This window comes from Allobosea sp. R86505, assembly GCF_042466375.1.
Taxonomy (GTDB): Bacteria; Pseudomonadota; Alphaproteobacteria; order Rhizobiales; family Beijerinckiaceae; genus Allobosea.
The window spans coordinates 2,200,853-2,218,653 of sequence record NZ_JAXHPY010000001.1 but is presented as its reverse complement, the minus strand read 5'-3'; the positions used below and the strand labels follow the sequence as shown (position 1 = coordinate 2,218,653).

General features: G+C 66.2%; 15 protein-coding genes, 1 other RNA gene, 4 pseudogenes and 1 other annotated feature. Of the genes and pseudogenes, 11 read left to right on the top strand and 9 right to left on the bottom strand.

Annotation, left to right across the window (positions count from 1 at the left end):
• Positions 1-24: 24 nt before the first annotated feature.
• From SJY11_RS10720 to SJY11_RS10705, 4 genes are read right to left on the bottom strand one after another with little or no spacing between them, the layout of a single operon-like run.
• Positions 25-1,797 (bottom strand): peptidoglycan D,D-transpeptidase FtsI family protein, encoded by a 1,773-nt coding sequence (locus SJY11_RS10720; protein WP_376986580.1) that lies wholly within the window; start codon positions 1,795-1,797, stop codon positions 25-27.
• A complete protein-coding gene (ftsL, locus tag SJY11_RS10715; RefSeq protein WP_376986579.1) occupies positions 1,794-2,180 on the bottom strand; it encodes a cell division protein FtsL in 387 nt (128 codons plus the stop codon). The genes SJY11_RS10720 and ftsL overlap by 4 nt, the downstream gene beginning before the upstream one ends.
• Positions 2,177-3,235, bottom strand: coding sequence for a 16S rRNA (cytosine(1402)-N(4))-methyltransferase RsmH (gene rsmH, locus SJY11_RS10710; RefSeq protein ID WP_376986577.1), 1,059 nt, complete (start codon positions 3,233-3,235; stop codon positions 2,177-2,179). Before rsmH ends, ftsL begins: the two co-directional genes overlap by 4 nt.
• Entirely contained in the window at positions 3,235-3,708 is a 474-nt protein-coding gene (locus SJY11_RS10705; protein WP_376986576.1) for a division/cell wall cluster transcriptional repressor MraZ, read from the bottom strand. Before SJY11_RS10705 ends, rsmH begins: the two co-directional genes overlap by 1 nt.
• A gap of 713 nt (positions 3,709-4,421) precedes the next feature.
• On the opposite strand from SJY11_RS10705, the gene SJY11_RS10700 reads away from it, so the two are divergent.
• Positions 4,422-4,844, top strand: coding sequence for an organic hydroperoxide resistance protein (locus tag SJY11_RS10700; protein WP_376986574.1), 423 nt, complete (start codon positions 4,422-4,424; stop codon positions 4,842-4,844).
• A 142-nt stretch (positions 4,845-4,986) separates the two neighbouring features.
• On the opposite strand, the gene rnpB is transcribed toward SJY11_RS10700, so the two are convergent.
• Positions 4,987-5,393: RNase P RNA component class A (gene rnpB / locus SJY11_RS10695), an RNA gene on the bottom strand.
• Positions 5,394-5,459: 66 nt separating this feature from the next.
• Positions 5,460-6,080, bottom strand: coding sequence for a transglycosylase SLT domain-containing protein (locus SJY11_RS10690; protein ID WP_376986573.1), 621 nt, complete (start codon positions 6,078-6,080; stop codon positions 5,460-5,462).
• A gap of 353 nt (positions 6,081-6,433) precedes the next feature.
• On the opposite strand from SJY11_RS10690, the gene SJY11_RS10685 reads away from it, so the two are divergent.
• Both SJY11_RS10685 and SJY11_RS10680 read left to right on the top strand, forming a co-directional pair.
• Positions 6,434-7,183 (top strand): TerB family tellurite resistance protein, encoded by a 750-nt coding sequence (locus SJY11_RS10685; RefSeq protein WP_376986572.1) that lies wholly within the window; start codon positions 6,434-6,436, stop codon positions 7,181-7,183.
• Positions 7,180-7,992: an N-acetylmuramoyl-L-alanine amidase gene (locus SJY11_RS10680; RefSeq protein WP_376986571.1), complete on the top strand. Its 813-nt coding sequence runs from the start codon at positions 7,180-7,182 to the stop codon at positions 7,990-7,992. The genes SJY11_RS10685 and SJY11_RS10680 overlap by 4 nt, the downstream gene beginning before the upstream one ends.
• Positions 7,993-8,111: 119 nt before the next feature.
• On the opposite strand, the pseudogene SJY11_RS10675 reads toward SJY11_RS10680, so the two are convergent.
• Positions 8,112-8,657, bottom strand: a pseudogene (locus tag SJY11_RS10675) (transposase); the annotation flags it as partial.
• Between the two features lie 59 nt (positions 8,658-8,716).
• Between SJY11_RS10675 and SJY11_RS10670 the strand changes: the two are divergent.
• Positions 8,717-9,938, top strand: a pseudogene (locus SJY11_RS10670) (IS256 family transposase).
• Positions 9,939-9,977: 39 nt separating this feature from the next.
• Here SJY11_RS10670 and SJY11_RS10665 read toward each other — a convergent pair.
• Positions 9,978-10,880: pseudogene (locus tag SJY11_RS10665) on the bottom strand (IS1182 family transposase); the annotation flags it as partial.
• A 400-nt stretch (positions 10,881-11,280) separates the two neighbouring features.
• On the bottom strand, positions 11,281-11,505 hold the full coding sequence (locus SJY11_RS10660) for a hypothetical protein (RefSeq protein WP_376986570.1): 225 nt from the start codon (positions 11,503-11,505) through the stop codon (positions 11,281-11,283).
• A 261-nt stretch (positions 11,506-11,766) separates the two neighbouring features.
• On the opposite strand from SJY11_RS10660, the pseudogene SJY11_RS10655 reads away from it, so the two are divergent.
• The 7 genes and pseudogenes from SJY11_RS10655 to SJY11_RS10625 all read left to right on the top strand — a co-directional run.
• Positions 11,767-12,668 (top strand): annotated as a pseudogene (locus SJY11_RS10655) (IS3 family transposase); the annotation flags it as partial.
• Positions 12,051-12,206, top strand: a sequence feature (AL1L pseudoknot). Its footprint overlaps the pseudogene before it by 156 nt.
• Positions 12,654-12,809 (top strand): peptidoglycan-binding domain-containing protein, encoded by a 156-nt coding sequence (locus SJY11_RS10650; RefSeq protein WP_376989296.1) that lies wholly within the window; start codon positions 12,654-12,656, stop codon positions 12,807-12,809. The pseudogene SJY11_RS10655 and the gene SJY11_RS10650, both read left to right, overlap by 15 nt.
• A 265-nt stretch (positions 12,810-13,074) precedes the next feature.
• A complete protein-coding gene (locus SJY11_RS10645) occupies positions 13,075-13,776 on the top strand; it encodes a hypothetical protein (protein ID WP_376986568.1) in 702 nt (233 codons plus the stop codon).
• Between the two features lie 147 nt (positions 13,777-13,923).
• Positions 13,924-14,250: a type II toxin-antitoxin system PrlF family antitoxin gene (locus SJY11_RS10640; RefSeq protein WP_376986567.1), complete on the top strand. Its 327-nt coding sequence runs from the start codon at positions 13,924-13,926 to the stop codon at positions 14,248-14,250.
• A 3-nt stretch (positions 14,251-14,253) separates the two neighbouring features.
• Positions 14,254-14,748, top strand: coding sequence for a type II toxin-antitoxin system YhaV family toxin (locus SJY11_RS10635; RefSeq protein WP_376986566.1), 495 nt, complete (start codon positions 14,254-14,256; stop codon positions 14,746-14,748).
• 127 nt (positions 14,749-14,875) lie between these two features.
• Positions 14,876-15,967, top strand: coding sequence for a MerR family transcriptional regulator (locus tag SJY11_RS10630; RefSeq protein WP_376986564.1), 1,092 nt, complete (start codon positions 14,876-14,878; stop codon positions 15,965-15,967).
• Between the two features lie 152 nt (positions 15,968-16,119).
• Positions 16,120-17,772 (top strand): efflux RND transporter periplasmic adaptor subunit, encoded by a 1,653-nt coding sequence (locus tag SJY11_RS10625; protein ID WP_376986563.1) that lies wholly within the window; start codon positions 16,120-16,122, stop codon positions 17,770-17,772.
• Positions 17,773-17,801: the final 29 nt, after the last annotated feature.

The window sequence follows — 17,801 nt, the reverse complement described above, 5'->3', positions numbered from 1 at the left end:
GTGGAGCCCGGCCCGCGGCAAGCGTCAGCGCGAACCCCATGCGCCCAGCCGCGCCATCAGCGGGAAGGGTGACACCGGCGGCTCGAAGCGCGGCGGCAGGCCCAGGATCGGCGCGGTCCGCTCGATCACCTTGCCGGTGGTGATGCCGGCATTCCAGGCGGCGGTCGAATAGCCGCCGCTCTCGGCATAGCCCTTCGGCTCATCATAGATGGCCAGGAACAAGTATTTGGGCTTGTCGGAGGGCGCGATCGCGGTGAAGGTCGTGAAGTTGCGGTTCTTGGCGTAGCGGCCGTTGATGACCTTTTCGGCCGTGCCGGTCTTGCCGCCGACGAAGTAGCCCGCGACATCCGCTTTTCGGGCCGAGCCCTTCTCGCCATTGAGGCGCATGATGAAGCGCATCGCCTCGGAGGTTTCGGGCTTGATCACCCGCACGCCGCTGCGCTTGGCCTCCTCTTCCGTCCGCTTCAGGAAGGTCGGCGTGATCAGCGTACCGCCATTGACCAGCGCGCCCACCGCCGCCATCGCCTGGAGCGGCGCGACGGCGAGGCCGTGGCCGAAGGCGATCGTGGCCGTGTTGATCTCGCCCCAGCGCTGCGGAACGATCGGCGCCGCGCTCTCCGGCAGTTCCGTCGTCATCCGGTCGAGTTGCATCATCTTGCGTAGGAAGGCCTTGTGCCCCTCCACGCCGACGGCGAGCGCCATCTTGATCGAGCCCATATTGGACGAGTGCAGGAAGACCTCCGGCACGGTCAGGGTCCGGCCCGTCCCGTGATACTCCTTGATCACCTGCCGGCCGAACCGCATCATGCCGCCGGCTGTCGAATAGCTCGAATTGATGTTGGCCTTGCCGGAATCGAGCGCCATCGCGATGGTCAGCGCCTTGAAGGTCGAGCCCATCTCGTAGACGCCGACATTCATCCGGTTGATCCGGTCCTTCTCCAGCGCATCGACCGGGTTGCCGGGGTCGAAATCCGGCAGCGACACCAGCGCGATCATTTCGCCGGTGTTGACGTCCATGATCGCGCCCGCGGCGGCGATGGCCCGATATTTCTCGATGCCCTTGGCGAGTTCGTCGCGCAGGGCGTGCTGGACGCGGAGGTCGATCGACAGCGCCATCGGCTTGAGATCGGATGATTCCGTCGCCAGGCCCGCGCCGTTCAGGTCCTGCAGACCCTGCGAGTCGATGTATTTCTCGATGCCGGCGATGCCGACATTGTCGACATTGGCGAAGCCGAGCACATGGGCGGCCGCCGTCCCGTTGGGATAGACCCGCTTGTTCTCGGGCACGAAGCCGACGCCGGGAATGCCGAGCCGATGGACCTCGGCCTGCTGGCGGGGCGTGATTTCGCGCTTGACCCAGACGAAGCCCTTCTTGGTGCCGAGCTTGTCGCGCAGATCCTTGGCGTCGAGATCGGGCAGGACGGCGGTGAGCAGTTCCGTGGCCTCGTCCTTGTCGAGGATCTTCCGCGGTTCGGCGAAGACGGAGACGGTGCGGATATCGGTCGCCATCACCTCGCCGTTGCGATCGACGATGTCGGGCCGCGCGGCCGAGATCGCGGTCGAGGTGGCGCGGCGCAGGCCGACCTGCTCGTTGGGCAGCGTCGCGAGCATGACGAGGCGCCCCGTGATCGCGAGGAACAGCACCGAGAAGCCGAGGATCACCAGGCCGACGCGCGGCTGGCTCTTCTCGCCGCTCATGCGGAAGACGTCCCTCAGCGCACCGAGACGATGCCGGGGCGCGGCATCCGCCGCGCTCTCGGCCACGGCCTCGGCGGCCTTCGTCGCGGTCTCGCTCATGGGCGGCCTCCCGGCGTCGTGGCGCTCGGCTTGCGGTCCCTCGGGGTCTCGGTGGGAAGTCCGAGGCCGAGATCCTCGAGCTTGCGGCCGATGGCGTCGACCTTCGGTCCGCGAAGGGGCACGTCGGACATGCGCACCACCTGCGTCACCGAGAAGGGCTGCAGGTCGAGATGCCGCTCCGCCAGAGCCTGCAACCGGTCGGGGCGGTTGAGGAACTGCCATTCGGCCTTCAGCACCGCGATCGCATCGCGCTCGCGGTGGATCTTCATGCGGATTTTCTGGACCTGCTCGGCCTCGAGCGTGGTCTCGTACTTGATCGTGTAGGCGTAGAAGGCCGAGGAGACGAGCGCGCCGATCGCGACGACATGCAGCAGCTTGATCATGCGCGGGGCCTCCGGCGAGGCTGCGGCTCGGGCAGGCCGGCCAGCGCGACGAGATCGGGATCGGCCGGGCGCGGGGGCGCTTCGTTGCGCGCCGCCGCCCGCAGCTTGGCCGAGCGCGCGCGCGGATTGAGCCGCATTTCGGCCTCCGACGGCGCAACGGGACCGCGGCTGACCAGGCTGAAGGTCGGCTGGGACGCAGCCACCACCGGCGCATGGCGCGAGCCCGCCGGAGCGCGGCCCGATCGCTCGGCCAGGAACTGCTTGACGATGCGATCCTCGAGCGAATGGAAGGTCACGACCACGAGCCGCCCGCCCGGCGCCAAGACTTCCTCGGCTGCATGCAGCGCACGCACCAGCTCGCCCAGCTCATCGTTGACCGCGATCCGCAGCGACTGGAACACGCGCGTCGCCGGATGCGCCCCGCCGGGCTCCGCCCAGACGATGCCGGCGACGAGTTCGGCAAGTTGCTTCGTCGTCGTCAGCGGGGCCTTGCGACGGGCCTCGATGATCGCGCGCGCCACGGCGCGGGAACGCCGCTCCTCGCCATAGTGATAGAAGATGTCGGCGAGGACGCCCTCCTCCGCCCCGTTGACGAGATCGGCGGCGCTGCGGCCCTCGCGGCCCATCCGCATGTCGAGCGGGCCGTCGAAGCGGAAGGAGAAGCCGCGCTCGGCCTGGTCGATCTGCATGGAGGACACGCCGATGTCGAGCACGATGCCGTCGAGCGGCACGCGCCCGAAGCGCTGCGCCTCCTCCGCCAGTTCACCGAAGCAGGCCTGCGCCAGCGTCAGCCGGCCGTCCATCTCGGCGACGAGCCCCGCGCCTCCGGTGATCGCAGTCGGATCCCGGTCGAGCGCGAGCAGGCTGGCATCCGGCGCGGCCTCGAGAATCGCGCGGGCATAGCCCCCAGCCCCGAAGGTTCCGTCGAGATAGCGCCCGCCCGGCCGCGGCGCGAGCGCGCTCAGCACCTCCGCGAGCAGCACTGGCACATGCGGTGCGCCGGTCTCGGCAGGCCCCTCGGCCCGTTGTCCGCGCGTCTGCGAGCGCCCCGGCATCAGCTCGCGCCTCCGGTAACCGGAGGCGCGACGCTCAGCGCCCGCTTGACGTCGCGCAGCTTCGCCTTGGCCGCTTCGAGATGCGTCCGGAACCGCTCCGGTTCCCAGATCTGGAATTTGTGGCCATGCCCGACGAAGGTCACCGTATCGGTGACCCCCGTATGAGCCCGCAGCGCCTCGCTCAGCATGATGCGGCCCTCCGGGTCCACTTTCAGCACCTCCGAGGTGCCGTTCAGCGCCGTCGACAGCGATTCCCACTCCTCCGAGAAGGGCGAGAAGCGCGCCAGGATGTCGTCGATCGTCCGGCGCAGGGCGTGCCCGCCGGCATCGAAAGCCGCGAGTTCCAGCGCGGGATGAACATAAAGGCCCTCGTAGCCGTCCTTCGCCAGGACGGCGCGGAAGCTCGAGGGAATGGAGACGCGGCCCTTCGCATCGAGCCGATTGGTGAAATTCGAGACGAAGCGGTCCGTCAACGCCGCCTCCCGGCCTGCTCTTCACCCGGGCGCCGGCCGGCGCGCTGCGCGGGGCGGTAGCCCCCCGTCGAGGCAGGCAAAGGACGGCCTTGGACCAGTTTCCGCGCGGCACACGGACCCTGGTCTGACGGCTGCCTGCCGGCCTCGACGGGATGATTTGGGATAGCATGGGCCTTTATGGGCGTCAACGGAATCGGGTTACCGCAGCGGGTGCTGTCAGGTCCTGGCGGCATCACAGCCCGGTAAGGTTAAGTATCCGTAACCACGCGCGATTCCGTCGCGTCCGAGCGCCGGAAGCTCGGTGCCGCCTCCCCCGAGCCCCGCAAAAAAGTTGTCCTGCGTTCATCCTGACGTGGCGGCCGCAAGCAGCGCCTTCGCGCCTTGCGACAGGCTGGGCGGCCGAATTCCCGCAGTGGTTGAGCGCGACACGGGGAGGCTCAGTTTCGGCAGATACCTGCGGGCAGGAGAAGCCAGCCGGCACCTCGCAGTTCAGGGCGTGATCGGAACCTTTGGTCATCCCAGCGCTTGCCACAGCGCGCTCTGCAAGGCGGCCGGCATCGCGGCGTTGATCGAGGACAGGCGAAACCGCCAATCACGCCGTCATCAAGGAGCGATTTAATCGTTGACAATTTAATTGTGCACGACCTAAATCACACGGACGACATCAGAGCCGCAGACGCCTGTCTCCCGGCCGAACAGCGAAGGAACGCGACATGAAGATCCTCTACACCGCCCACGGCTCCGCCACCGGCGGCCGCGAAGGCAAGGCCTCGACCGACACCGGCAACATCGCGGTCGTGCTCAACACGCCCAAGGAGATGGGCGGCAGCGGCGGCGAGGGCACCAATCCCGAGCAGCTCTTTTCGATGGGCTACTCGGCCTGCTTCCTCGGCGCGCTCAAATTCGTCGCCGGCAAGGAGAAGGTGAAGATCCCCGACGATGCGAAGGTGAGCGCCGATGTCGGCATCGGCCCGCGCGACGACGGCGGCGGTTTCGGCCTCGAGGTGACGCTGACCATCTCGGTGCCGGGCGTCGACAAGGCCGTCGTCGAGGATCTCGTCCAGAAGGCCCACATCGTGTGCCCCTATTCGCACGCGACCAAGGGCAACATCGACGTCGATCTAAAGGTGGCGTGACGCCGAAGGGGCTCGCAGGGGCTCGACGCAATTCGCTCCGGCGAGTCGGATGGAGCGATGTTCGAGAACCGGAGCGGAGCGGACATCTGGTCCGTGAGCACCGGAAGCGCAGGACATCGCTTCAGCCGGCCGCGGGAGTAGAATTGCCAGTCGGCCTGTAAGCCGGGTTCTGGATGGCCGGAGGATCGCTCCCCCGGCGTGACGGCCATTCCTCTGGGACGCGCATTGCTGCGCGCCTCGAGCAACCAACCCGGACGACCAGGCCCGGAAAAGGCCCCTCCCCGCTCGCGCGAAAAGCATCGTCCCTATTCGGTTTTGCTCCCGGTGGGGCTTGCCATGCCGTCCCCGTTGCCGGGTCCGCGGTGCGCTCTTACCGCACCTTTTCACCCTTACCTGCGAGCCGAGGCACGCAGGCGGTTCGATCTCTGTGGCGCTGTCCCTGGGGTCGCCCCCGCCGGACGTTATCCGGCACCGTTTTTCCGTGGAGCCCGGACTTTCCTCCCCCACGAGAACCTGCGTTCCCACGAGAGCGGCCGTCCGGCCGACTGGCGGGAGGGCTAGTGCGCGCTCCCGGCGGCTGCGTCAAGGCGAGCGGACGGAAACCAGACGGGTTGTTCAGTTGCTGGCGGTCATGGTGCGGACCTTGGCGCAATAGGTCCGGTTGGCGCCGCTCATGCGCGTCGCCATATGCCCGCTCTGATACTTCATGACGGTTCGGCAGGTGTCGCCACCGGCGGCGCGGTAGGCCATCGCGAGGTATTTCATCGCGTAGCGGGCGTTGGTCTCCGGATCGAGCAGCCCACCGGCCCCGCCGGTATAGCCCATGCCCCGCGCCGTCTGGTGACGGATCTGCATGAGGCCGTAATTGCCGGCATTGGCGGCGCGGGGGTTGTAGCGACTCTCGATCCGCACCACCGCATCCGCCAGCGAGAAGGGCACGCCATTGGCCGCCGCATGGCGCGCGACCAATGCCTTGAGACCCTCCGAACCGGCCGGAGCGGCCAGGGCGCCGCGCACCGGCTTCATCTTCGACTCCTTACGGCCCTCGGCCGGCGCGACCGCTACCTCCGGCTTGGTCTCGCCCGCCGCTTCAGCCGCCTTCTCCCGCTTGATCTCCGCCTCCCGGACGATGAACGCCAGAGCGCCGGTCTCGTCATTGACCTGGGCCCGGGCCGGCTGAAGCGATGCGAGGCAAATCGCGAGGACGGCGAGAGCGCCGCTGGAGGTATACCGCATGATCGACTGAACCTTTACTGCCACCTATTGGCTGGAAGACGCAGTTCAGTGATCAGTAAATGTGACGAGAATCTGTTCGCAAGGTCGCAAATTGGATTGATTTTGCCTCTCAGAGTAAGGATCTACACGATCTTACTGACAAGTATTGATCATGTAAAAACCGCCCCCCGACACTTCGCGGTCCCGAGCCGGCTGTGTATTGACGCGGCCCGGGAACTTCCCGCCCGATTTTCGCCTCATTTACGGTTTGCGACCTGATAACGCAGCGAGTCGGCCCCACACCGGGGCTGTCGGCGCAAACGCGTTCTGGTTATGGTCACCCGGTCAGCACCGCGCCGGGAGTCGCCTGCACCATGGTATCGTCATTCTGGGGGCTGCTGGGCGGCGGCGGCCTCGGCCTCGTGCTCGGCGGCCCCCTCGGCGCCCTTCTCGGCGCGCTCGCGGGCCATATGCTGGTCGATCGCGAAGGCGCCCCCTTCGGCGCGGCGCCGCGCGAACTCGTCTTCACCACTGGCCTCGTCGCGCTCGCCGCCAAGATGGCGCGCTCGGACGGCGTGGTGACGCGCGACGAGGTCGCCGCCTTCCGGCGGATCGTCGCCGTCCCGCCCGAGCAGCAGGCGCGCATCGAGATGCTGTTCGACCTGGCCAAGCAGACCAGCGCCGGGTTCGAAGCCTATGCCGGGCAAATCGCCGAGAGCTTTCGCGACGAGCCAGCCCTGCTCGAGGACGTGCTCGACGGGCTCTTCCTGATCGCCGCCGCCGATGGTGCGATCCACCAGGACGAGCATGCCTATCTGCGCGACGTGGCCACGATCTTCGGCATCGACGAGGCCGATTTCGCCCGCATCGAGGCCCGCCATGTGCGCCGCGCCGACGATCCCTATCTCGTCCTGGGCGCAAGCCGCGAAATGTCGGACGACGAGATCAAGCGGCACTACCGAAGGCTCGTGGCCGAGAACCACCCCGATCGCGAGATCGCCCGCGGCCTGCCCGAAGAAGCGGTTGCCATCGCCACGAGGCGCCTGGCCGCGATCAACGCCGCCTGGGACCGGATCGAGCGCGAACGCGGCCTGCGGGCGCGGCTGACGAGCAACCCCGCATGAGCCGCGACGCCACCCCCGACAGCCGCTTCGCCGCCAAGGTCTTCCCCTCCCCCAATCATGGCGAACGCAAGGGCGGGGCCGCCGGACAGGAGGGCGGCCCGACCGAGGGCGCCCCCCGCCGGCCGGACATGCTGATCCTGCACTACACCGGCATGCGCGACGCCGGCGAAGCCCTGCAATGGCTCTGCAACCCGGTCTCGCAGGTCTCCTCGCACTACTTCGTCTTCGAGAACGGCCACACGCTGCAGCTCGTGCCGGAAGCGCGCCGCGCCTGGCATGCCGGCGCCTCGCATTGGGCCGGCGAGAGCGACATCAACTCCTGCTCGATCGGCATCGAGATCGCCAATCCCGGCCATCCCGGCGGCCTGCCCGATTTCCCGCAAGAGCAGATCGCCGCCACGCTGAACCTCTGCCGCGACATCTGCGAGCGCTGGGCCATTCCGCCCGAGCGTGTGCTCGCCCATTCCGACATCGCACCGGGACGCAAGATCGACCCCGGCGAGAAATTCCCCTGGCGCCATTTCGCACAAGGCGGCGTCGGCCTCTGGAGCGAACCCGCCCCGATCCGCAGCGGCCGCTTCTTCGCCCGCGGCGATGGCGGCCAGCCGGTCGAGGCGCTGCAGGCGATGTTTGCCATGTTCGGCTACGGCGTCACCGTCGACGGCGTCTATGACGAGGAACTGGAAGCGGTCGTCGCCGCCTTCCAGCGCCACTGGCGCCCCGAAAAGGTGGATGGCGTCGCCGACGCTTCCACCATCACGACGCTGCGGGATCTGCTGGCGGCGACGCAGGCCGCGCGGACGGGGTGATAAAGGCGTGGGTCTTGTAATATCTGGGTTTGGGTCCGCTCTCGACCGAGGCTGTGTAAAAACGCGCTGAACGCTGCGGCTTGGCTGGTGGGCAACGCGAGCGCGGGGCGAGGCCGACGTCAGGCCCGGATCGCCTCTATCAGCGGCCCTACGCCCAGGATGGCGATCACCCGCTTGAGATTATAGGCCAGGACATGGAGGCCGATCTCAGTCTTCACATTGGGCAGGCGCTTCGTCAGGAAGTGCGTCGATCCCATCCAGGCTTTGATCGTGCCGAAGGGGTGCTCGACGTGCCGCCTTCGCATGCGCATGGCCCCAGGCGTCAGGTCCATCCGCCGCTGAAGGGCGTCGATGAGCGCCTCGTGCTCCCAGCGGGTCACGCGTCGCTCGATGCTGGGTGTGCACAGAGCCTTGAGGGCGCAGGTCTGGCAACTGGCGCGATCCCAGTAACGGTGGAGCGTCATGCCCCGCTCGACCGTGGTCATATGGCGCGGCAGCAGTGCGCCGGAGGGACAGCGATAGACGTCCTGCTCGGGCAGATAGACGAAGTCTTGCTTGCCGAACCGGCCGTCGGCCTTGGCGCCCGAGGTGAGCGGCTTGGGCAGATAGGGCGTCACGCCCAGGGCGTCGCAGGAGCGGATCTCCTCGCCCGAGAAGTAGCCGCGGTGGGACTGTCAGGATTTCCGTGTGCGGGCGGCCATAATGGATCCGATGGAGGTTCCCGATGGCACGACGCAAAGCCCCCCGCATTCCTGACGCGCTTTTGGACCAGTTGTTGGCTGGCGCCGAGCCCAAGACGGCTTTCGACCCCAATGGCCTGCTCGACGATCTGAAGAAAGCCTTCGCCGAGCGGGCCCTGAACGCCGAGATGGATCACCATCTGGCGGGAGATGAGGCCGGCAACAGCCGCAACGGCTACGGCCGCAAGACGGTGACGACCGACACTGGCCGGATCGAGCTGGAGATTCCGCGCGATCGGCAGGCGACGTTCGATCCGCAGCTGATCGCCAAGTATCAGCGCCGCTTTCCCGGCTTCGACGACAAGATCGTCTCGATGTATGCCCGGGGCATGAGCGCCCCGCGAGATCGTCGGGCATCTGCGCGAGCTCTATGGGATCGAGGTCTCGCCCGATCTGATCAGCGCCGTCACCGATGCCGTGCTCGACGAGATCGCGGCCTGGCAGGTGAGGCCGCTGGAGCCGGTCTATCCGCTGGTCTTCTTCGATGCTCTGCGCGTCAAGATCCGCGACGAGGGCGTCGTCCGCAACAAGGCCGTCCACATCGCGCTCGGCGTCCGTGCCGACGGCGCCAAGGAGATCCTGGGTCTCTGGCTGGAGCAGAACGAGGGTGCGAAGTTCTGGCTGCGCGTCATGAACGAACTCCGAAACCGCGGCGTCGATGATATCCTGCTGGCCGTCGTCGATGGCCTGAAGGGCTTCCCTGACGCGATCCGCGCCGTCTTTGCCGAGGCCATGGTTCAGACCTGCATCGTTCATCTGCTGCGCCACAGCCTGGACTTCGTCTCCTACAAGGACCGCAAGCTCGTTGCCGCAGCGTTGAAGGAGATCTACCGCGCCATCGATGCCGCCGCCGGCGAGGCGGCGCTCAGCGCCTTCGAGGAGGGGCATTGGGGCCGCCGCTATCCGGCGATCGCCCAGAGCTGGCGGCGCGCCTGGAGCGAGGTCGTGCCGTTCTACGCCTTCCCGGCCGACGTTCGTCGCATCCTCTACACCACCAACGCGATCGAGGCGCTGAACGCCAAACTGCGCCGGGCCGTGCGCGCCCGAGGCCACTTCCCGACCGACGAGGCTGCGATGAAGCTCCTCTTCCTCGTCTTGAACCGCTCGGAAAAGGAGTGGAAGATGGGGCCTCGTGAATGGGTGATGGCCAAGGCTCAGTTCGCCGTCATCTTCGGCGAGCGCTTCACTAGGGCCATGGCGGCCTGATGTTCAACCCGCCGCCCGCACACGGAAATCCTGACAATCCCAGCCGCGGTCGGCCAGCGCATCGAGCTTTGCCACGCCCATGGCGTCCTTGGCCTTCGCGGCCATGGCCGCGAGCTGTTCGCGGTCGCTGCCGGTCATGACCACGTCGTGGGCGACGATCAGGTGATGCTCGGCCTCCACCGCAGACTGGACATTATAGCCGACGATCCCGCTGCCGCGCCCGCTGGTGGCCATCGAGCGAGCGTCCGGATCGGTCAGCGAGACTTGGCCATCGGGTGCGGCTTCGACCCGTGCCTCCATCGCCTGAAGCATCTTCATCTGCTCGCGCAGCCGCTCGACCTTCTCCTTCAGTCGGCCCGAGCGCGCCTCGGCGGCCTCGCCTTCCTGGCGGTCGGCCGTGTCGAGGTCCCGCAGGTAACCGGCGATATGCTCGGCGACTTGCTCCAAGCGCTTCTTGAGCTTGTTGGCCGTGAAGTTCTTGTCGCGGCTGTTCACCGCCTTGAACTTGCTGCCGTCAATGGCGACCAGGGCGCTCTCGAACAGACCGATCTGACGGCATAACACCACGAACTGCGCGCAGGCGGCCTGGATCGCCGGGCCATTATCCTTCCGGAAGTCCGCGATCGTCTTGTGGTCGGGCGCAAGCCTCCCCGTCAGCCACATCAACTCGACATTGCGCCCAGCCTCGCGCTCCAGCCGGCGGCTGGACTGCACCTTGTGCAGGTAGCCGTAGACGTAGAGCTTGAGCAGCGTTGCAGGATGGTAGGCCGGACGTCCTGTCGGCGCCGGCGTCACGCCTTCAAAACCCAGGGCGCCCAGGTCAAGGTCGTCGACGAACACGTCCACAACCCGCACCGGGTTATCCTCGGCCACGTAGTCGTCCAGGCAATCGGGAAGCAGCGTCGGCTGCCGACGGTCGCAACCCTCCATGAAGCCGCTCAAATCCACCTCCCGACTGCAACGTCGGGATTCTAGCCAATCCGGAGAGTTTTCACACAGCCTCGACCCGTTGCAGACGTAAGCCACCGTCATTCATAAGCTTGGCTCCGTAAGCGGACCACCTTGTATGAGCCAGCCACCGCTATCGGTTATACAAATTGCGCTCGATTGTGGCACAAGATTACTGACGGAAAATATGGCCGCCAGCTTACCTAGTGATGGAGGAATGGGATGCGAAGCGGGATGGCCGTGACCTGCCACTAAGATGTCATCCAGCGGCGATTCACAATGTAATTTTTCGACCCCGCCCGGCCCTAGCGGTACGACGAGAAAACGCATAAGGGCCTATCCCGGCCAACCAGCACGGGATAGGCATTTTCAGATTAGGAGCTGCCCGAAGGCATTACTTGCACTTGCCGGTTTGCTTGTTAAAAACTTTTGGTTTCGTGCACGAGATTGTAGAGCCGCCACCTGGACCCCAACCAGTATCAGACTTGCAATTTTTTCCTTGGGCGTCACAATTGACCGCCACCGTTCTGGTCGAAAGCTTGGCAGAGGCCGAGCCGGCTGAAAGCACAAGGCTCACGCCAATGGCCAATGCAAATCCAACCAAAGTGAGTTTCTTCATGGTATCCTCCCTACATGATGCCGGGCAGCCAAAATAACCGCCTGTACATTCATAGCTTCTACAGCGCCCCACAAAACTGATCCGAGAGCTCCAATATTAGAGCCGACTCGCTGGTTTCACCGCAGTTGCGTTCGGCACACATGTAGTATAGCGCCTATTGTGTGTATTTGTGTTAACCATTTCATGCTCCAGGCCAATGTAAACCGATATTTGAACCGCGCCGGGTTTGTCGGAGGCTCCAACTCCTGAGAAAGTGGAGCCATGACGAGCAAGACAACGAACAAGTTTTCGCGTGAGGTGCGTGCCCGCGCGGTTCGGATGTTGCTGGACCACGAGGGCGAGTATCCGTCCCGCTGGGCGGCGATCATGTCGATTGCGGGGAATATCGGCTGCACGGCGCAGACGCTGAATGAGTGGGTGAAGAAGGCCAAGGTCGACAGCGGCCGGAAGCCCGGTCTGACGACGGACATGGCGGCGAAGCTCAAGGCCCTGGAGCGCGAGAACCGGGAGCTTCGACAGGCGAACGAGATACTGCGCAAAGCATCGGCGTATTTTACCCAGGCCCCTTTCGGCGAATGCGCGCATTCGCCTGTCGGGTGAGAGGAACTCGACCGCCTGTTCAAGCGATGATCGCTTTCATCGACGATCACCGTCAGGTCCATGGGGTCGAGCCGATCTGCAGAGTGCTGCCGATCGCCCCCTCGACCTATCATGCCAATGTCGCCAAGCGCGCCGATCCCGAGAAGCTGTCAGTGAGGGCGAAGCGGGATATCGCCCTGCAGCCCGAGATCGCCCGCGTCTTCGCCGAGAACTTCGAGGTTTACGGCGTGAGGAAGGTCTGGCGGCAGATGGTGCGAGAACGCTTCGTTATCGCTCGCTGCACCGTGGCGCGACTGATGCGCGGCATGGGCCTGCAAGGCGTCATCCGTGGAAAGCCTATGCGCACCACGGTGCAGGACAAGGCGGCGCCGTGCCCGCTCGATCATGTGAACCGGGTCTTCCATGCTCCTGCGCCGAACATGCTTTGGCTCTCCGACTTCACCGATGTCAGTATCTGGTCGGGCTTCGTCTATGTCGCCTTCGTCATCGACGCCTATGCCCGCCGTATCGTCGGCTGGCGCGTGTCGCGGACTGCGCACGCCGGCTTCGTGCTCGACGGCGTCTATGACGAGAAGCTGGAAGCGGTGGTCGCCGCCTTCCAGCGCCACTGGCGCCCCGAAAAGATCGACGGCGTCGCCGACGCCTCGACGATCACGACGCTGCGGGATCTGCTGGCGGCGACGCAGGGGGGAAGGACGGGGTGACGGCCTAGTGCGGGTCTTGCCGGATGTGGGCTTGGGTCAGCCTCGAGCCGTTTCGGACCATCAGCGAGTCAGCTCTTTGCCGATTGCGCATTTGGCTGTGTCGAGCATCTGACGCGGGATTCCCAACGAGAGGCAAACTGAGTTGACGCAGAAGAGGTGATTGGGGAAGCCGAGCATTCGGCGCGCCTGATTGCCCGCCACAATCGAATGTCGGTGTTGCGAGGTTACGCTGAGCCAGCGATTAGCTGACTGTGCAGTAGAGAGCGTGGAGAACATGATTATTTCGGAAATTCATCGGCTCGCGGCGCTGGACAATGGTGAGTTGTGCGCCTCCATGTGGCGCGCGCATGGGCTTGGCGTCGAGTTCAAAGACGGCTTCGTTGCGTGCTTGGGAACGCCGCCGCGATTCTACCCGAATATAGTCACGATAGACGCAACGATCGATCCACTCGACCAGGCTCAGTCGATCTCCGAGCGGGCGGCGCACGTCTCGGGTCCATTCTTTGTCAAGGATAGCTTCCAGGCGCTCGCGCTGGAGAGCGTGGGCTTTGAGCCGCTGTTCGATGCGTCTTGGATCTACCGGCCCGCCGGATTGGCGCCGGGAGTGACGCGGCTCAAATGGCGTCGTGTGACGGAAGCTGCGGTGTTGAGGCATTGGGAGTCGGCCTGGAGCACAGGCGCTGACCAACTTCCGCTCTTCGTGCCAAGGTTCCTAGCAGGCCCAGCGGTAACAATGTTGGCCGGGTGGGCGGATGATAAAATCGAGGCCGGGTGCGTCATCACAATAGCGGGTGGCGTGGCTGGTATCAGCAACGTATTCGGCGAAGCTCCAGAGACGATCGGCGCCGCGGCCACTATGTTCTGCGACTTTGATTTGGTCGGCTACGAGAGCGGCGATGCGTTGGCGGCTGCGCTGGACGCGGGTTTCCAAGTGGTCGGTGATCTGATGGTCTGGCAACGCTGCTAGAGAGTCGAGGGCCGCAATGTCAGCTTCAAAGTCCGTTGTGCGCGCCTCGCTGGGAGCGGCTTCTGACCCACAGCAGCCTTGCGCATTTGCCGGCAGCGCCTCTATGAAGTAAGGATTTATCCTTACTTCCAAACGTCGGAGCATCCCGTGACAACCCTCGTTTACGAGCGCAGCAAGATCACCGCGAAGGGGCAGACCACGGTCCCCAAGGCCGTGCGTCAGGCGCTGGGGGTGAGCTATGGCGGCGAGATCGCCTATGTCGTCGACGAGGGCGGCCGGGTCAGCCTCGTGGCGGCGCAGGAGGAGACGGACCCCGTCATCGACGGGTTCCTCGCGTTCCTCGCGCGGGACATGGCCGAGAACCCTGCCCATCTCACCGCCTTCCCCACCGCCCTCGCGGAGCGGATGACCGCGCTCACGGCCGGAATGAACGTCGATCTCGATGAAGAGATCGACGGGGATGTGACGCTCTGAGCCATGATCGTCAACGGCTGGACGATCTTCGCCCATCCTCTCCTGCTCGATCAGCTCGAGCGGGCGACGTCCGCCGTCGAAGCCGCCAAGGCGGCCGACCCGGTGGGCTTTCAGGGGACCGCGCAGGCGAAGCTCCTTGCGGCGCTCGCCAAGCTCCTCTTCGAGACGGTCCCCGCCGATCCGACCCGGCCGGAATACCGTCAGGGCGACACGCTCGGCGCCGCCCGGAAGCACTGGTTCCGGGCCAAGTTCGGCAATGGCCGCTTCCGGCTGTTCTTCCGCTTCGACAGCAAGACGAAAATCATCATCTTCGCCTGGGTGAACGACGAAACCACCTTGCGGACCTATGGCGCGAAGACGGACGCCTATCGCGTCTTCAAGGGCATGCTCGACAAGGGCAACCCGCCCGACGATTGGAAGGATTTGCTCGCCGCGGCCTCGGCGAATGCCGCCATCGAGCGGATCGGGAAAGACATACCCCGCGAAGGAAGGGCATAGGTCGAAGGTTGAGGATTGCCTCGACCCGGCACGATGCTCGCCACGATACCATCGTCGACTTTCGCGACGAAAAGCCGCTTGAGCCGCACCCTGCGTCATAGCCTAGACCGATCTTCAGGAGGCTCCGATGAAGATGGCAAGGCGCAATGACGAGGTCCTGCTGGCTGCGAACGAGTGTGCCGCCCGCATCGGCCTGACCGTGCGGGCCTTGCGCCTCTACGAGCAGAGGGGCCTGATCCGCCCGCGGCGGACCGCCAAGGGCTGGCGGGTCTACGGCGCGAGCGAGATCGCCCGCCTCCATGAAATCCTCGCCCTGAAACTCCTCGGACTGAGCCTCTCCAGCATCACCACGCTGCTGGCGGGCAAGACGGCCGATCTCGACGGCACGCTGGCCCTGCAGCATGCGGCGCTGACCGAGCAACGGGCGCGCCTCGACCGTGGGCTGGCGCTCGTCGCCACCGCGCGCGCCGCCCTCGCGGAAGGCCAGGCCGTCTCGACGGAGGACCTCATCAAACTGGCAAAGGAGGCCAACATGACCCAGGCGACGACGGACGACATCGCATGGCGGCGCTACGAGCAGGCGAGACCCAGGACGGCCGTCCCGGTCGATCCTCTGCTCCTCGAACGATACGCCGGCAACTATCGCTACGAAGGAGGGCCGGTCTTCGAGGTCACGAGCAGGGATGGCCGGCTGTTTATTCGCGATCCGGGTGACGATGTCCCGATCGAAATGTTCGCCGAAAACGAGACGACATTCTTCTGGAAGGCTGCGCCCGCGCAGGTCTCCTTCATCAAAGGAAAGGATGGCCTCCCCGCGGAGCTGATCCTACACAACAACGGCCATGAGCGCAGAGCGGCGCGCATCGATCCTGACGAAGCCCGCGACGCCGCCGCCGCCCTCGCCCGCCGCGTCGAAAACCAGCTCCCGCATCCGGAGAGCGAAGCCATGCTGCGTCATCTGATTGCGGAGTACCAGGCTGGCCGACCCTGTGTCGAGCGAATGACGGCGGAGCTGGCGGAAGCCGTGCGCGAACAGTTCGACCGCGCCCATGCCAAGCTCTCCGCCAAAGGGACCTTGCAAACGCTGCTGTTCCGCGGTGTCGGGCCGGCGGGGCACGATGTCTACCGCGCCGTATTCGCGAAGGGAGCGTTCACCTTCCGCATCGCCTGGTCGGATCAGGGGCGGATCATCGGGCTGCGCTTTCGCCCGTCCCTTTGAGGCACCGAACTAGCAACGTGGCGGCAACATTGCCAGAGTTTAACTCGCTGGTCGCGTGCCGTTCTGGCATGTTGCGGCGGCTGAAGGACGTCGGCCCTGCCGACGCAACGATGGGGACAGACTTGCGCAAGTGGTTGATCGGAACAGGTGTCGTGGCCGTGCTCGCGGCCGGCGGCTACTGGGCGTGGCGTCCGGCCGGCGGTCCCTCCAGCGAGGCGGCCTACCGGACGGCCCCGATCGACCGCGGCCAGATCACCGCCGCCGTGCGCGCCACCGGCACGCTGACGCCGATGACGACCGTGCTGGTCGGCTCGCAGCTGTCCGGCCAGATCGTCGAGATCCTCGCCGACTACAATTCCCAGGTGAAGGCCGGCCAGGTCGTCGCGCGGCTCAACAGCGACCAGATCAGGACCCGCCGCGACGCCGCGCAGGCCGATGTGATGCAGGCGCGGGCCGATCTCCTGGTCAAGCGCGCCCAACTCGACCGCGCCCGCTCGACACGGCTCAAGGCCAACTCGACCGTCAGGGATCTCGAAGCCCAGCGAGACCGCGTCGCCGCGCAGCTCGCCGACGCGAAGCGCACCTTCGCGCGCCAGACCGAGCTGTTCAGCCGCGGCGCCGGCTCGCAGCAGACGCTCGACACAGCCCGCACGCAGCTCGAGGTCCAGACCGCCACGCTCGCCTCCAGCGAGGCGCAGATCGCCTCGGCCAAGGCCGAGCTCAACGGGCTCGACGCCGATATCCTGCTCGCGGAAGGGCAGGTGAAATCCGGCGAGGCGATGATCGCGCAGCGCGAGGCCAAGCTGAAGGACATCCTGATCGACCTCGAGCGCACCGACATCCGCTCGCCCGTCGATGGCGTCGTCGTGCAGCGCCAGGTCGATCTCGGCCAGACCGTCGCCGCCTCGCTCTCGACGCCGACCCTGTTCCAGATCGCGCAGGACCTGCGCACGATCGACATCTACGCCAATGTCGACGAGGCCGATGTCGGCAGGCTGAAGGCCGGGCAGCCGGCGAGCTTCACCGTCAACGCCTATCCCAACCGCACCTTCGAGGGTCGCGTCGAGATGGTCAGGCTCGGCGCGCAGACGATCCAGAACGTCGTCACCTATACCGGCGTGATCCGGGTCGAGAATGCCGACATGGCGCTGCTGCCGGGCATGACCGCCAATCTCCAGGTCGTGACGGAGGACCGCCGCGACGTGCTGCGCATTGCCAACGCGGCGCTGCGCTTCCGTCCCGCCGGCGCCGGCGCGCTCAGCCCCGCGCCCGCAACGCCGGGCGCTGCCGCCGTCGCGCAGGGCGCCGCGGCCGGGCGCGGCGCCGCCCAGGCGATGGCATTGCGCGAACGCATCGAGACCGAGTTGCAGCCGACGCCGGAGCAGAAGCAGGCGATCGCCACGATCATGCAGGAGCGCCGCGCCGGCTTTCGCGAGGCCATGGCAGGGCTGACCGAGGAGGAGCGCCGCGCCGTCTTCCGCAAGGCGCGCGCCGACATGATCGCCAAGATCGCCGCCGTGCTCGATCCAGAGCGCAAGGCGAAGTTCGAGGCGATGATGCAGGGGGGACGCACCGCGCCGCAGCAGGGCACACCCGGCCGCGTCTATGTGCTCGACGATGACGGCCGCCCGCGCGCGGTGCCGGTCATGCTCGGCCCGACCGACGGCGCCTATACCGAGCTGCTCTCCGGCGACCTGCAGGAAGGCCAGGCGGTGGTCATCGGCGGCGGGCCGCGCCCGTCCGCCGCCGCCCAGTCAACGCCCGCCCGTCCGCCGACGCGCGGCGGCCCGCCCCGGCTGTTCTGATGGCGATTGCGAAAGCGCCCGCCCTGCCC